Genomic DNA, 13,771 nt, shown 5'->3' with positions numbered 1-13,771 from the left:
CTAGCCAACGATCGGTTTACAGAGAGTTATCGCCGCTTCAGTTTCGATCTATCCTGCGCCCGAAAACAACGCTGGTATTGGTGCGCAAGACACCAGGAATTTTCGCCAGGTCATCGACCAGAATGTCCAGATCCTCCAGCCTCGGCGCCTCTGCGGACAGCATAAGGTCGAACTCTCCGTTGATCGACAGGCACAGTTTGACTTCGGGGTAGGCTTCGAGCCGCTTGATGATCCGGCTGGTTTCCTTTTGCTGCACTTCGAGCATGACGATGACCTGCACTTTCGGGGTGTCTTCGGTGGACCCTAGGCGCACGGAATATCCTTCGATCAGGCCGCGCTGTTCCATCCGGTTTATTCTCTCGTGCACGGTTGTCCGGGCCACACCCAGCGTGGTCGCAATCTGCGTGGTCGAGGCGCGTGCGTTGGCTTGCAGGGCGGCGATGATGCGACGGTCAAGCTGGTCCATTGGGGCTCTGGTTTGTGGTCATTGCGGGTTGAGATCAGGTCCAAGCGCCCGCTCAGGGTTCGCGCGGGATGCGCGGGTGCAGATCGTCGATGATGATCGGATGCGCGTGCGGGCCTGACCCGGCCAGATGTGGGTGATCGGGCGGCAGATCGGGGTGATCATGGGTGATCGCTTCCTGGTCGAGGCGCGGCCAAAGGCCGATTGCACCGACGACGCCGGCCACGGACAGCGTCGCCATGCTGCTGAGTGTCACGGTCGGACCAAACACGGTCATCAGCCACCCTGCCAGCGGGTAAAGAACCAGCCAGCAGCCATGCGAAAGGGTAAACTGTGCGGCGAAGACGGCAGGGCGATCCTCGGGGTGGGCCGACCGGGTCAAAAGGCGGCCCGAGGGTGTCAGGGTGGTGGAATATCCGAAACCGGTGAATGCCCACAACGCGGTCAGCAACCCGAGCGACAGAGGAGCAATTGCGGCCAGCATCGCGGCGACGGCCATGGAACCAGTGGCAAAAGCGGCGCCCGCGACCATGACCCGACGGTCCTCGATCCGATCCAGAAGGCGGGGCAAGGAAAAGGCCGCCAGCATCGATCCGCCCCCGAACCCGGCCAGGGCAATGGCCACGGCGCTTTCCGACAGGCCCAGATTGGCACGCACGATGACCACGGTGTTCACGATCACCATCGAGCTCAGCGCCGCCGCGCTCCAGCTGAGTGCAAGCAGCCCGCGCAACCGGGGTGTTTTCAGATAGATACGTATGCCACGTGTTGTGCGGTCATAGATGCCGCGGGGTCGGCTTGGCTTCGGTGACGGAAGCACGACCGAGACAACCAGCAATGCCGATGCGACAAAACCCAGCGCGGTACCCCAGAACAGGCTGTTGAAGCTGACCAGCAGCAGCAATGCGGCGGCGAACATGGGACTCAGCAGGCTTTCCATATCGTAGGCCAGGCGTGACAGTGACAAGGCATGCGTGTATTCAGCTTCGTCTGGCAGAACGTCCGGAATCGTGGCCTGGAAGGCGGGCGTAAAGCCCGCCGACGCCGATTGGAGCACGAAGATCAGCACGTAGATTTGCCAGACTTCGGTCACGAAAGGCAGACATACTGCAACCGCTGCGCGGATCAGGTCCAGCACGACCAACATCTTGCGACGATCCAGACGCTCGGCAAAAGCAGCGGCGAGCGGTGCAACGGTGACATAAGCCACCATCTTGATCGTCAGTGCCGTGCCAAGGACAAGGCCCGCAGCATTCCCGGCCAGATCAAAGGCGAGCAGCCCAAGGGCCACGGTGGCCAGCCCGGTTCCGGTCAGAGCAACGATTTGGGCGGCGAACAGGTGGCGGTAGGTGCGGTGTTTCAGAATACTCAGCATGGCTCAGAGGTACTTTGTAATCGCCTTGAAGTCTTCGATCCCGCCGCCATCGTCGTCAGCGGACAGGCAGTGTTCGATATGATCGTGAATCAAAGCGCGTTTGGCATTGGTGACGGCTTTTTCTACTGCAAACAACTGTTGGGCGACGTCCGAACAGGGCGCGTGCTCCTCGAGCATGGCAATGACCTTGGCCAGGTGCCCATGGGCCCGCTTCAGCCGGGCCGTAATCTGTGGATGTGACTGGTGGGCGTTGTCTGACATGGCTTATCCATATCCCCCCGATGGGGATATGGTCAAGGATTTGGCATCGAATGGCCCGCGACTTTCGGACGGCGTTGAGTTTGGAGACCAAACCGCCTATCTCGGAGGCGATATCGCACAAAGGAATAGTCGCGTGGCGAACCATTTGTACAAAAACGATCTGCCGGATGGGCTGGATCTGGGCCCGGTTGTGGCCATTGACTGTGAAACCATGGGGCTGAACCCGCATCGCGATCGCCTGTGCGTGATTCAAATGTCAGGCGGTGACGGAAACAGCCATATCATCCAGGTGGACAAGGGCCAGACCGAAGCCCCGAACCTGAGTGCCATGCTGGAAAACCCTGATGTCCTGAAGCTGTTCCATTTCGGGCGGTTCGACATCGCCGCGATGTATCACACCTTTGGTGCCCTGGCCGCGCCGGTTTACTGCACCAAGATCGCCAGCCGGCTGGTGCGCACCTACACCGACCGCCACGGGTTGAAGAACCTGTGCCAGGAACTGATTGGCGTGGATATCTCGAAACAACAGCAGATGAGCGACTGGGGCGCTGATGCCCTCACGGATGCTCAGCTGGACTATGCGGCCTCGGACGTTCTTTATCTGCACCGCCTGCGGGACGAGTTGAACAAGCGACTGGCGCGCGAGGGCCGGACCGAGATGGCGCAGGCCTGTTTTGATTTCCTGCCGATGCGTGCGAAGCTGGATCTCGCCGGTTGGCCCGAAACGGATATCTTTGCACACTCATGACCGACACCGAAGCATTCCTGAGAACCGCCCGCCGGGTCGTCACCGACGAGGCCCGCGCGCTGGACGTGCTGGCCGACAGCCTTGACGAGCATTTTGCAGAGGCGGTGCATCTGATCCTGAAAGCCACCGGGCGCATCATCATCAGCGGCATCGGAAAATCGGGCCATATCGGCCACAAGATTGCCGCCACTCTGGCCAGTACCGGAACGCCCGCCTATTTCGTGCACCCGGCCGAGGCCAGCCATGGCGATCTGGGCATGGTTTCCAAAGGCGATGTGGTGCTGGCGATTTCGAATTCTGGCGAAGCGCCCGAGCTGGCCAACCTGCTGGCCTTTACGCGCCGCTTTGGCATTCCGCTGATCGGGCTATCCAGCAAGCCAGAAAGCACGTTGATGAAACAGGCCGATGTGCATCTGCTGATCCCGTCGATGGGCGAGGCCTGCGGTTTCGGCATGGTGCCTTCGATCTCGACGACGCTGACCCTAGCCATGGGCGATGCGCTGGCCATTGCGCTGATGAAGTATCGCGACTTCCGCCCCGAGGATTTTCGCGCCTTCCACCCCGGCGGAAAACTGGGTGCGCGGCTGAGTACGGTGCGTGACCTGATGCATACCGGCGACGCTCTGCCTCTGGTCGCGGCGAACACCCCGATGAGCGACGCGCTGATCGAAATCAGCCAAAAGGGTTTCGGCGTGGCCGGTGTAACGGATGCGCAGGGGCATTTGTCGGGCATCATTACGGACGGTGACTTGCGGCGGCATATGGACGGTCTGCTGGACAAAACGACCGAGCAGGTCATGACCGCCAATCCGACCACCATAACACCGGGCGCATTGGCCGAAGAGGCGGTGGCGATCATGAATGATCGCAAGATCACTTCGCTGTTTGTGGTCGACGAGGCTGCATCCGGGCAGGCGCTGGGTCTTCTGCATATCCACGACTGTTTGCGCGTCGGTCTGGGCTGAGGGAGGCCGAATTGGACAGGTATTCCCGCATGGTACAGTTCCTGAAGGTTCTGTTGCCGCTTGCGGCCATTCTGATGCTGTCCACAGTGTTCCTTCTGTCCCGCAGCATCGAAACCAACGTAACGGTGCCATTCGCCGAAAAAGACATTGACGAGCGGTTGGCGCAACAGGTGGTCACACAGCCGAAGTACCGCGGGACAACCCGCAAAGGCGAAGATGTCCAGATCGAAGCTATCCAAGCCAAGCAGGGCGACGAAGACGAAACCCCGAACGCATCCGAGTTTCGGGGCCGTCTGGGGCTTCTCAGTGGTGGAACGATATTTCTGGATTCCAATTCAGGTTTGATCCGCCCTGATGAGCGTACGGCAACTTTTGTCGGCGACGTGGTGATTACCACTGCCGACGGACTTCAAGTCACGACTGACCTGCTCAACACGTCGCTGGACGAAATCCGGGGCGACACGCCGGGGCGGGTGAACGGAACCGGGCCGATCGGCAATTTCTCCGCCGGACGCATGACCTTTGGGACTGAAAAAAAGGACGGACCGGTCCATATTGTTTTTACAGACGGCGTGAAGCTGGTATACGAGCCTGAAAAAGCAGAAAGATAACCTGTGTTCGATTTTCGTTTTGTTCCTTTGTGCCTTGCTCTGTTTGCAGGTGCCGCAACCGCGACAGCGCAGGAGGCGCAGGTGGCTTTTGGTTCCGCAAATGCCGACCCGAGCCTTCCGGTCGAAGTCACGTCCGAAACGTTGAACGTCAACCAGGAGGACGGTTCTGCCGAATTCCTCGGAAATGTCGTCGTCATTCAGGGCGAAATGCGGCTGACTGCTGAGCGGGTTCTCGTGATCTACAACGAGGAACGCTCGGCGATTGAACGGATGGAAGCCACCGAGAATGTTGTTCTGGTCAGCCCGCCGGATGCGGCAGAGGGCGATTGGGCGGAATACACGATAGATTCCGGTGTGATCGTCATGAAAGGCAATGTCCTGCTGACGCAAGGCCCCAGCATCATCAGCGGCGATCAGATGAACGCCAATCTGACAACGGGCACAGCGACCATGACCGGGCGCGTCAAGACGATCCTTCAGCAGGGAAACAACTGATGGCGCGACCCGACTTGTCAGTGGCCGAAGGCAATTCCGGGCTGCGCATCGAGAAACTGCGGAAATCCTACCGTAAGAAAACGGTGATCCGCGATGTCTCGATGACACTGGACCGGTCCGAAGTCGTTGCCCTGTTGGGACCCAACGGGTCGGGTAAGACCACGACCTTTTATTCCGTGGCGGGGCTTGTTTTCCCAGAGGCCGGCAAAGTCACGATTGACGGCCAGAATGTTACGACGTTGCCGATGTACCGGCGTGCGCGGATGGGCATCGGTTACCTGCCGCAGGAGATGTCGATCTTTCGCGGCATGAGCGTCGAAGACAATATCGCCGCGGTGCTGGATATCACGGTTCCTCATGCTCACAGGCGGAAAGAACGGCTGGAAGAGCTGTTGTCAGATTTCTCGATCGAACATCTGCGCCGCGCGCCTGCTCTTGCCCTTTCCGGCGGTGAGCGCCGCCGCGTTGAGATAGCGCGATGTTTGGCCGCAGACCCGAAATATCTTTTGTTGGACGAACCATTTGCGGGTGTTGATCCCATCAGCGTCGGCGATATCCGGCATCTGGTTGCCGACCTTAAAAAACGGGGGATCGGTGTTCTGATCACCGACCATAACGTGCGGGAAACGCTGGAAATTGTCGACCGCGCCTATATCCTGCATGACGGGCAGGTTCTGATGTCGGGCACACCGGACGAGGTCGTCGAGAACGAGAATGTCCGCCGTGTCTATCTTGGCGAAAACTTCCGTATTTCATAGGCTTGTTATGGTCTGCGTCGGATGCATGGCGGAAATCGCGTATATACACACCTGTTTTGATTGACTCTTCCGTCGTCTCTTGCCTCAATTGTCCCATGGCATTTACCCGGTTCCAGTCTGGAGATCGTTGTCCCTTCGTTGAAGGGCTGGAGTTAAGACAACCGCGGAAAGTGTCTCGACCCCCCACCCGATAAAAACAAGTTCGTCGCGTAACGTGACGTCAGAATGGGTGTGAATTGTGAAGGAGATCACATGCGTTACCAAATCAGCGGAAAACAGATCGACATCGGTGCGGCGCTTCAGACTCACGTGCAGACCGAATTGGGCGAGGTTGTGAGTAAATATGCTCAGCGGCCTACCGATGCCAACGTCGTCTTTTCCCGTTCAGCGCATGAATATGTATGCGAAACAACAGTGCACCTGTCCACCGGGCTGACCGCTCAGGCCAAGGCGCATGCAACCGAAATTTATGCGGCGTTCGAGGCATGCTGCGACAAAATGGAAACACAGCTGCGGCGCTACAAACGTCGTTTGAAGGACCACCACAAGGATCGGTCCGAGCCGGTTGAACTCTTTGGGGCGTCCTCTTATATCCTCGCCTCTGACGAATCGGACGCGGCCGATGAACCCGAATCGCTACAGCCCATGATTGTGGCTGAGATGGAAACAAAAATCCCATCTTTGAGCGTTGGTGAAGCCGTGATGCAAATGGAACTTGCCGGTGCCCCGGTGCTGGTGTTCAGAAATGAGAACAAGGATGGATTGAACGTCGTGTATCGTCGCGAAGACGGTAACATCGGCTGGATTGATCCTTAACAGGCAAGGATACGGGGCCGCACCCGCCGACGCGGGTGCCGTGCCTATGGAGCGTGATCATGGAGCTTTCGAGCATACTGAAGCCCGAAGCAGTGCGTGTACTATCCGCCGCTTCCAGCAAGAAGCGGTTGTTTCAGGAAATCGGCGATGTCGCAGCCGCCAATCTGGGGCTCGATTCTCAGGCCGTCGTCGACTGTCTGCTTGAACGGGAAAGCCTAGGCCCGACCGGCGTTGGGCATGGCGTTGCGCTTCCGCACGCGCGGTTGCCCGAGCTTGATTCGGTTTCGGGCGTGTTCGTCATGCTGGAAAAGCCCATCGACTTTGGATCGGTTGATCGTCAACCCGTGGACATCGCCTTTGCACTTTTTGCGCCGGAAGAGGCCGGCGTCGATCATCTCAAGGCGCTGGCCCTTGTGTCACGTACGCTGAGGGACACCTCGGTGTGCACCAAGCTTCGGGCGAACCCCGATCCGGTCAAGCTTTATGCGATCCTGACCGAAGCGCAGTCCATGCAAGCAGCGTAATCTGAAAAAAAGCCCCCGGATTTCGGGGGCTTTTTTGTGTGTACGGTGATCGGGGTCAGCCGCCGGTTCCCATTTCCAGCGTCCACCAGATTTTCCCGCCTTTTTCCTGATGCCAGGCGAACCCCATCTGCGTGGCCTTGGGGTCCATGATCACGGCGCGCGGTCCGGGTTCCTGCATCCAAGCGGCAAGGGTTTCGGTTTCGGTTTCGTAGGTCTCGGAAATTGCTTCACCGAGGAACGTGCCGAAATATCCGACCCGTGCAGCCCGATCGATCGGAGAGGAGCCGTCGGACCCGAAGTGCCAGGGCCGGTTCTGTCTGGCCATGTCCTTGGAATGGGTCGCCGCTGCCGCGTTCAACTGCGCGTTCAGCTGGACAGGCTGCAATCCTTGGGCCTGACGCAGGGCATTGACCGAATCAACCATACGGAACTGCAACTTTTCCGGGTTGCCGCGAATTTTGTAGACCGTGGGCAGCGGGCGACCGTCTGCACCGATGGTCGTGGTGCCGGTGTCTGTACATGCCGCCAGCGCGACAAAGCAAATCAAGAGTAAAGAAACGATACGCGTCATGATCGACCTGGTTATTGTGTCATTACAGGGCATAGCGCGCCTGACAGCTCTGAGCAAACGCGCAATAGCCTAAACTTGCGTGATTCTGCCGGTTTGATTTGCGACTGAAGCATTCTGGCAATAGAATGTCACGGATTTCAGACCTCACTTGAACACAGGACCCGTTGTCATGGTCAAAAAGCGCATTCAAACGTCCACACGCAGGGGTTTTCTGGCTGGGGCCACTGCAACGCTGGCAACACCCGCACTGGCGCAGTACATCCCCGGTGATCCGCTGCGCCCTGCACCCGAACCCGAACCGTCGGTGCGCCGCAACGTATCGGGTTTCCGGGCGCTGGATTGGCAGCCGTACTTTTCGAACACCAGAAACGGTGCCATTCTGGTCGATACCGTGTCGCGCGCGCTGCACTATTGGTCAGATGATCAAAGTATATACAAACTCTACCCTTCATCGGTTCCCCTGACCGAGGAACTGACCCGCCGGGGGCGTACCAGCGTGATCAGAAAGGTTGAAGGGCCCAGCTGGTCTCCGACACCGTCCATGAAAAAGCGAAACCCGGAATGGCCTGACTATATCCCTCCGGGGCCGGATAACCCGCTGGGAACACATGCTTTATACCTGAGTTGGAAGTACTATCGCATTCACGGAACGCACGATACGCGAAAAATCGGACGCCGGTCGTCGAATGGCTGTATCGGTCTGTTCAACGAAGACATTGCCGAGCTGTTCTCGATGGCGAAGGTCGGCACGCAAGTGTTGCTAATTTGACGACATTTTCGTGTGGGAACCCGTTTAGCGGTCAAGTTGCAATTGCATTCCAGCGTCAATGCTGATTAGAAAAAACCACGAGGTAAGTCTTAGATGTGTGGTTCCGGGCATTGGAACTGCGCAAATTCTGGAGGTTAATATGAAGAAACTCGTTCTCGCTGCTGCACTGACTGCTGCTGCTTCGACCGCTTATGCTGGTAACCTGGAAGAGCCGGTTGTTGAAGCACCTGTTGTTGTAGAAGAAACTCAGGGTTCGTCGCAGGGCATCCTGCTGCCGCTGATCCTGCTGGTCGTTGTTGCTGCTGCTGTTGCTGCAAGCTAATCCGACACGGAGTTCATGAAAAAGGCGGTGGAGCAATCCACCGCCTTTTTTATTTTCCCAAGGCTGTGCAGGTCAGTCCAGCCAGCCGCGCAAGTTTTCTTCGATCACTGTGCCCAATGCAGCTATGTGCGCCGCATCGTCATTGAGACATGGAATATAGGTGAAGGTTTCGCCGCCCGCTTCTTCGAAGCTTTCCTTGATCTCTTCGTTGATCTCTTCCAGCGTTTCGATGCAGTCGGCCGAGAAAGCCGGCGCGATGACCGCTATGTTCTTTTTGCCCTGTTTGGCCAAATCCGCCACATGATCCACTGTATAGGGTTTCAGCCATTCCTCGGGGCCGAATCGCGACTGGAACGTTGAAACCAGTTGATCGTCAGACCATCCCAGCCGTTCCTTCAGCAGCCGTGTCGTCTTGGCGCACTGGCAATGATAGGGGTCACCCTGTTGCAGATACCGTTCCGGCATCCCGTGATACGAGCAGACCAGAATATCGGGTTTTATCTCCGCCGCTGCATAAGCACGTTCAACGGATTGCGCCAGAGCGTCGATATAGGCGGGTTGGTCGAAATAGGCCGGTACGGTTCGCGTGGCAGGCTGCCAGGCCTCATCCATCAGTGCACGAAAGAACTGGTCATTGGCGGTGGCTGTGGTTGCGCCCGCGTATTGTGGGTAAAGCGGGAAAAACAGAATACGGTCACAGCCCGCGGCAACCATCTCGCGCACTTTGGACTTTGTTGACGGGTTGCCGTAGCGCATGCAGAAATCGACCATCACCTGATCCCCATACCGATCCTGCATCGCGTCGCGCAGCTTGGCAGTCTGGTCCTTGGTGATCGTCATCAGCGGGCTTTCGCCCTTCTCGTGATTCCAGATCGATTTGTAGGCTTCACCCGAACTGAATGGCCGTTTGCTGAGGATGATTCCCTGAAGAATCGGTTGCCATTTCCATTTCGGATAGTCGATGACCCGCTGATCCGACAGAAACTCGTTCAGATAGCGACGCATCGGCCAATAGGTGTAATTGTCCGGTGTGCCCAGATTGGCCAGCAAAATTCCAACACGGCCCATCTTGACCTTGGGATGGTCGGCAGGGGCATGAGCGGGACGAGTGGCATCAAACATTGGGCATTCCTGAATTTTCGTGTTCCGACCTGAGATAAAGGGATTTGGTTGCGCGTCAATCCGACAGTTTGCCCTCTTCCGTGCGCAGGGCATCTGCCAGGCGCATTTGGGCTGACCCCGGGCGCAGCGGCTTTGGTTGGCTGTCATCGGGGGACCAACCGGTCAGGCAAATCAGTTCGAAGGTTGCGGCAAGACGGCCTGTTTCCGTCGAAAAGTGATCCGAATAGACGCGCTGCGCGGCTTCGAACACTTTGCGTCGGGTCGGACATTTCAACCGGGCAGCCAGAGCGTTGGTCTCACCCATGTCCCTCAGATCATGCATCAGGTGCCAGATATCGCGGTATTCTGCCGTCAACGGTACGGCATCGGCCACTGGCAATGCCAGACCGGCCCGTTGCAGCAATCCACCCAGATCGCGCAGCTCGGCCATGGGGGCGATTCGGGGGCTGAGCCCGCCCGTGACCTCGATTTCGGCCTGACCCAGCGCGGCGCGCAATTCGTGAAGGGTCTCACCCCCGAGGCACAGGACAAGCACCAGCCCGTCTGGCTGCAAAGCCCTTTTGCATTGGATCAGCTGGCCGACCGGGTCATTGGCGCAGTGCAGCGCCATCGCATGAATCGCCAGATCATGCGCACCGGGTTGCAGTGACAGCACATCGTCATCCGCGACAATGGCGGCATCTGGAAAAACGTCTGCCCAAAGCTGTAGGAAAGGGGTCACAACCGCAGGTGCCGTAAAGCTTCTGTTAACCATGGAGAGCCGATCCTGAACCTCATCAATGGCGGCGCGGTGCAAGAACAGGGCGTCGTCCTTCGCGCGGGCGCGATGATGCAGAATGGCGTTACGGTCGAAAAGAGAGGATGCGGTGGGCTCGGGCAGTTTCATAGGTCGCAAGTATCGCATTGCGCAGCGGATTCAAACTGCCCTTGCATTGATCTATCCGCCGCGATGCATGGGCTGCGGAGAGCTGACGGAATCCGATTTCGGCCTGTGTGGGACGTGTTGGCGGGATACGCCGTTCATCGGTGGCACGGTTTGTGAAAGCTGTGGTGTGCCCGTGATCGGAAGCGCAGACAGGTTCCGGACCGAGTGCGACGATTGTCTGAAAACCCCTCCGCCGTGGAAAGCGGGTCGCGCTGCGCTGATGTATGATGGGAAGGCGCAGTCACTTGTTCTGGCTTTGAAACATGGTGACCGGACTGAACTGGCCCGCCCCGCTGCGCGTTGGATGGCGCAGGCCGGGCGCGAGCTGCTGCGTCCCGGGATGGTGATTGCTCCGGTGCCGTTGCATTGGTCGCGCCTGCTGAAACGGCGATACAATCAGTCTGCACTGTTGGCACGCAACCTGGGGCGAGAAACCGGATTGGACTGCGTGCCGGATCTGCTGGTGCGTAAACGGCGGACCCCGGTGCTGGACAGGAAGACCGCGCGGGAAAGGGGCGAGACCTTGGAGGGCGCAATTGACATCCACCCAAGGCGGGCACTGCATTTGAAGGGGCGCGATATCCTGCTGGTGGATGACGTGATGACATCCGGCGCGACGTTGGCGGCGTGCACGCGTGCGTGTCAGGCCGCAGGGGCAAATCATATTTTCGTGTTGGCACTGGCGCGCGTTGCCAAGGATGCCTAATTCGCCCAAGATTGCACGAAATCTAAAGGGACCGGAACATGAAGCCCGTAGAAATCTATACCTCGCCGCTCTGTGGTTTTTGCCACGCGGCCAAGCGTCTGCTGAAGCAGAAAGGCGTTGAGTTCAAGGAAGTTGACATTCTGATGCACCCCAAACGCAAGCCCGAGATGATCCAGCGCGCAGGCGGCAAACGCACCGTGCCTCAGATTTTCATCGGGACGCAGCATGTGGGCGGCTGCGACGACCTTTACGAGCTGGAGCGGCAAGGCAAGCTTGACCGTCTGCTTGCGGCCTGATGAAGACCGCGCTGCTGCAAATCACCTCGTCGGATGATCCGGTCGAAAACCTGGACATGGTGCGCGCCATGGCGGCCGACGCGGCAGGGCAGGGGGCGCGGTTTATCCTGACGCCAGAGGTCACGAATTGCGTGTCAAACAGTACGACGCGGCAAAACGAGGTTCTTCAGCACGAAGAAGACGACATCACCTTGGCCGGCCTGCGGGATCAGGCCGCCCGACTGGGCGTTTGGGTGTTGATCGGATCACTGGGGATCAAGACTCATGACGCTGACGGGCGGTTTGCCAACCGCTCTTTCATGATCGATCCGCAAGGTCAGATCGTGGCGCGCTACGACAAGATCCATATGTTCGACGTGCAGGTCACGGAAACCGAGACGTTCCGCGAATCGAAAAACTACCGCCCCGGCGAACAGGCGGTCATAGCCGAGACCGACTTTGGCAAGGTGGGGCTGACCATCTGTTACGACATCCGGTTTCCATACCTGCACGCGGCTTTGGCACAGGCAGGCGCGCGAATCCTGACCGTTCCGGCAGCGTTTTCACCTGTTACGGGCGCCGCGCATTGGGAATCGCTGTTGCGGGCCCGGGCGATCGAGACAGGCTGTTGGGTCTTGGCCCCCGCGCAAACGGGGGAACACCCATCAACGCGCGGAAAGACGCGTTTTACCCATGGGCACAGCATGGTCGTCGACCCCTGGGGAAAGGTGCTGATCGACGCAGGTACCGATCCGGGCATTCACATTTTCGATTTGGATGATAGTTCTGTGACAGAGGCACGCCGCCGCGTGCCGTCGTTGACACACACCCGGTCTTTCACTGGACCCTGACAGAATTGAACAATGACGGAAGACACCAACGCCCTTGCGGTCACGCTGTTCAGCGAGATCCTGACCGCGGATCAGTTGTTGCGCAACCGGCTCAGCCGGGTGCTGCCCAAGGGTATGGAAATTTCGCATTTCTCGGTGCTGAATCATCTTGTTTTCGTCGGGGACGAACGTAGCCCGGCGCAACTGGCCAACACATTCCACGTGACCCGTGGCGCGATGACCAATACTTTGGCCAAGCTGGAATGGGCCGGGTACATCCACATCCGCCCCGACTGGGACGACGCCCGCCGCAAGATGGTGGCGATCAGCCCCGCAGGTCGACGGGCGCGGGATCAGGCGATTTCCTCGATTGCCCCGCTGATCAACCGCGTGGTCGGAGAGCTCGGGCCGGACCGGGTCCGCAGCGCCCTGCCAGTGCTTCGGGATTTGCGCATGCAGTTGGAGGGGGAATAACCCCCTACTGTGGCTTCACGCTCGCCGTCACGTAATTCACGCTCAAGTCCCGATCCGAGATGGACCAGCTCCAAAGGATCGGGTTGAACACGAACCCTTTGCGGTCCACCGGGTCCAGCCCGGCCTGACGCAGCAGGTCGAACAGCTCGTCCGGCGTGATGAACTTGTTCCATTCATGCGTGCCGCGCGGCAGCCAACGCATGACGACCTCGGCCCCGAAAATCGCCATGGCGTAAGACTTCGGGTTGCGGTTGATGGTTGAACAAATCTCCAACCCGCCGGGTTTGAGCAACTGACGCGTGGCGGTCAGATAGGACAGGGGATCAGCCACGTGTTCGACCACTTCCATGTTCAGCACAACATCGAATTGCTCACCGGCAGCGGCCATGTCCTCGGCCGTGGTATGGCGATAGTCGATCTTCAGCCCGGATTGTTCAGCGTGAATGCGCGCCACGGGCAGATTGCGTTCCGCGGCGTCGGCGCCCACAACGTCGGCCCCAAGACGCGCCATCGGTTCGCTCAGCAGCCCACCGCCGCAGCCGATATCCAGCAGGCGCAGACCTTCGAACGGCACAGGCGACTTTAGGTCGCGATCGAATTCTCCGGCGATCTGCTGCGTTATATAGTCCAGCCGGCACGGGTTAAGCATGTGCAATGGTTTGAATTTTCCGTTCGGGTCCCACCATTCCGCGGCCATCGCCTCGAATTTTGCGATCTCGGACGGGTCCACCGTGTTCGGATGCGCTTGCATTCCTGTCTCC

General features: G+C 58.7%; 20 protein-coding genes. 13 read left to right on the top strand and 7 right to left on the bottom strand.

The genetic code is table 11. The annotated features are described in order from the left end of the window. Window positions 1-37: 37 nt before the first annotated feature. Genes GOW56_RS15005 through GOW56_RS14995 form a run of 3 tightly spaced genes read right to left on the bottom strand, consistent with a single transcriptional unit; the run spans window position 38 to window position 2,099 of the window. The gene (locus GOW56_RS15005; RefSeq protein ID WP_152459759.1) at window positions 38-466 is read right to left on the bottom strand and encodes an Lrp/AsnC family transcriptional regulator; all 429 of its coding nucleotides are present in this window, start codon (window positions 464-466) and stop codon (window positions 38-40) included. A 52-nt stretch (window positions 467-518) separates the two neighbouring features. Continuing rightward, entirely contained in the window at window positions 519-1,838 is a 1,320-nt protein-coding gene (locus GOW56_RS15000) for an MFS transporter (RefSeq protein ID WP_171206379.1), read from the bottom strand. Between the two features lie 3 nt (window positions 1,839-1,841). Then, window positions 1,842-2,099 carry a metal-sensing transcriptional repressor gene (locus GOW56_RS14995; protein ID WP_171206378.1) on the bottom strand — a complete coding sequence of 86 codons (258 nt, stop codon included), beginning with the start codon at window positions 2,097-2,099 and terminating at the stop codon, window positions 1,842-1,844. A 133-nt stretch (window positions 2,100-2,232) separates the two neighbouring features. On the opposite strand from GOW56_RS14995, the gene GOW56_RS14990 reads away from it, so the two are divergent. The 7 genes from GOW56_RS14990 to ptsN all read left to right on the top strand — a co-directional run bounded on the left by GOW56_RS14990 (window position 2,233) and on the right by ptsN (window position 7,016). Beyond that, the gene (locus tag GOW56_RS14990; protein WP_171206432.1) at window positions 2,233-2,847 is read left to right on the top strand and encodes a ribonuclease D; all 615 of its coding nucleotides are present in this window, start codon (window positions 2,233-2,235) and stop codon (window positions 2,845-2,847) included. Next, entirely contained in the window at window positions 2,844-3,812 is a 969-nt protein-coding gene (locus tag GOW56_RS14985) for an SIS domain-containing protein (protein WP_171206377.1), read from the top strand. The genes GOW56_RS14990 and GOW56_RS14985 overlap by 4 nt, the downstream gene beginning before the upstream one ends. An 11-nt stretch (window positions 3,813-3,823) precedes the next feature. Next, window positions 3,824-4,423: an LPS export ABC transporter periplasmic protein LptC gene (gene lptC / locus GOW56_RS14980; RefSeq protein WP_171120158.1), complete on the top strand. Its 600-nt coding sequence runs from the start codon at window positions 3,824-3,826 to the stop codon at window positions 4,421-4,423. 3 nt (window positions 4,424-4,426) lie between these two features. Continuing rightward, window positions 4,427-4,918 (top strand): LptA/OstA family protein, encoded by a 492-nt coding sequence (locus GOW56_RS14975; protein WP_371807913.1) that lies wholly within the window; start codon window positions 4,427-4,429, stop codon window positions 4,916-4,918. Then, window positions 4,918-5,676 (top strand): LPS export ABC transporter ATP-binding protein, encoded by a 759-nt coding sequence (lptB, locus tag GOW56_RS14970; RefSeq protein ID WP_152459766.1) that lies wholly within the window; start codon window positions 4,918-4,920, stop codon window positions 5,674-5,676. The genes GOW56_RS14975 and lptB overlap by 1 nt, the downstream gene beginning before the upstream one ends. 252 nt (window positions 5,677-5,928) lie before the next feature. Further along, window positions 5,929-6,492 (top strand): ribosome hibernation-promoting factor, HPF/YfiA family, encoded by a 564-nt coding sequence (hpf, locus tag GOW56_RS14965; protein WP_171120161.1) that lies wholly within the window; start codon window positions 5,929-5,931, stop codon window positions 6,490-6,492. Window positions 6,493-6,551: 59 nt separating this feature from the next. Further along, window positions 6,552-7,016 (top strand): PTS IIA-like nitrogen regulatory protein PtsN, encoded by a 465-nt coding sequence (ptsN, locus tag GOW56_RS14960; RefSeq protein WP_117872900.1) that lies wholly within the window; start codon window positions 6,552-6,554, stop codon window positions 7,014-7,016. 55 nt (window positions 7,017-7,071) lie between these two features. Here the strand turns inward: ptsN and GOW56_RS14955 are convergent, their stop codons facing one another. Next, entirely contained in the window at window positions 7,072-7,587 is a 516-nt protein-coding gene (locus GOW56_RS14955; protein ID WP_171120163.1) for a CAP domain-containing protein, read from the bottom strand. Window positions 7,588-7,756: 169 nt separating this feature from the next. Between GOW56_RS14955 and GOW56_RS14950 the strand changes: the two genes are divergently transcribed. After that, on the top strand, window positions 7,757-8,356 hold the full coding sequence (locus GOW56_RS14950; protein WP_152459769.1) for a L,D-transpeptidase: 600 nt from the start codon (window positions 7,757-7,759) through the stop codon (window positions 8,354-8,356). 139 nt (window positions 8,357-8,495) lie between these two features. Continuing rightward, on the top strand, window positions 8,496-8,678 hold the full coding sequence (locus GOW56_RS14945) for a hypothetical protein (protein ID WP_117870963.1): 183 nt from the start codon (window positions 8,496-8,498) through the stop codon (window positions 8,676-8,678). 72 nt (window positions 8,679-8,750) lie between these two features. Here the strand turns inward: GOW56_RS14945 and hemH are convergent, their stop codons facing one another. Beyond that, on the bottom strand, window positions 8,751-9,800 hold the full coding sequence (gene hemH, locus GOW56_RS14940; protein ID WP_171171784.1) for a ferrochelatase: 1,050 nt from the start codon (window positions 9,798-9,800) through the stop codon (window positions 8,751-8,753). Between the two features lie 55 nt (window positions 9,801-9,855). Beyond that, on the bottom strand, window positions 9,856-10,686 hold the full coding sequence (locus tag GOW56_RS14935) for an SAM-dependent methyltransferase (protein ID WP_171206376.1): 831 nt from the start codon (window positions 10,684-10,686) through the stop codon (window positions 9,856-9,858). On the opposite strand from GOW56_RS14935, the gene GOW56_RS14930 reads away from it, so the two are divergent. Genes GOW56_RS14930 through GOW56_RS14915 form a run of 4 tightly spaced genes read left to right on the top strand, consistent with a single transcriptional unit; the run spans window position 10,667 to window position 13,010 of the window. Continuing rightward, window positions 10,667-11,431, top strand: a complete 765-nt coding sequence (locus GOW56_RS14930) for a double zinc ribbon domain-containing protein (RefSeq protein ID WP_371807912.1) — start codon at window positions 10,667-10,669, stop codon at window positions 11,429-11,431. The genes GOW56_RS14935 and GOW56_RS14930 overlap by 20 nt on opposite strands. Window positions 11,432-11,469: 38 nt before the next feature. Beyond that, window positions 11,470-11,727 (top strand): glutaredoxin 3, encoded by a 258-nt coding sequence (gene grxC, locus GOW56_RS14925; protein ID WP_152459773.1) that lies wholly within the window; start codon window positions 11,470-11,472, stop codon window positions 11,725-11,727. After that, complete coding sequence (locus GOW56_RS14920) at window positions 11,727-12,557, top strand: carbon-nitrogen hydrolase family protein (RefSeq protein ID WP_171206374.1); 831 nt, start codon at window positions 11,727-11,729, stop codon at window positions 12,555-12,557. The genes grxC and GOW56_RS14920 overlap by 1 nt, the downstream gene beginning before the upstream one ends. Window positions 12,558-12,569: 12 nt before the next feature. After that, window positions 12,570-13,010 carry a MarR family winged helix-turn-helix transcriptional regulator gene (locus tag GOW56_RS14915; protein WP_171120173.1) on the top strand — a complete coding sequence of 147 codons (441 nt, stop codon included), beginning with the start codon at window positions 12,570-12,572 and terminating at the stop codon, window positions 13,008-13,010. Window positions 13,011-13,014: 4 nt separating this feature from the next. Here the strand turns inward: GOW56_RS14915 and ubiG are convergent, their stop codons facing one another. Further along, window positions 13,015-13,761: a bifunctional 2-polyprenyl-6-hydroxyphenol methylase/3-demethylubiquinol 3-O-methyltransferase UbiG gene (gene ubiG / locus GOW56_RS14910; protein WP_171206373.1), complete on the bottom strand. Its 747-nt coding sequence runs from the start codon at window positions 13,759-13,761 to the stop codon at window positions 13,015-13,017. Window positions 13,762-13,771: the final 10 nt, after the last annotated feature.

The organism is Ruegeria sp. HKCCA0235A (assembly GCF_013033235.1).
Classification (GTDB): domain Bacteria; phylum Pseudomonadota; class Alphaproteobacteria; order Rhodobacterales; family Rhodobacteraceae; genus Ruegeria.
This window is presented reverse-complemented; position numbering and strand designations above follow the sequence as displayed.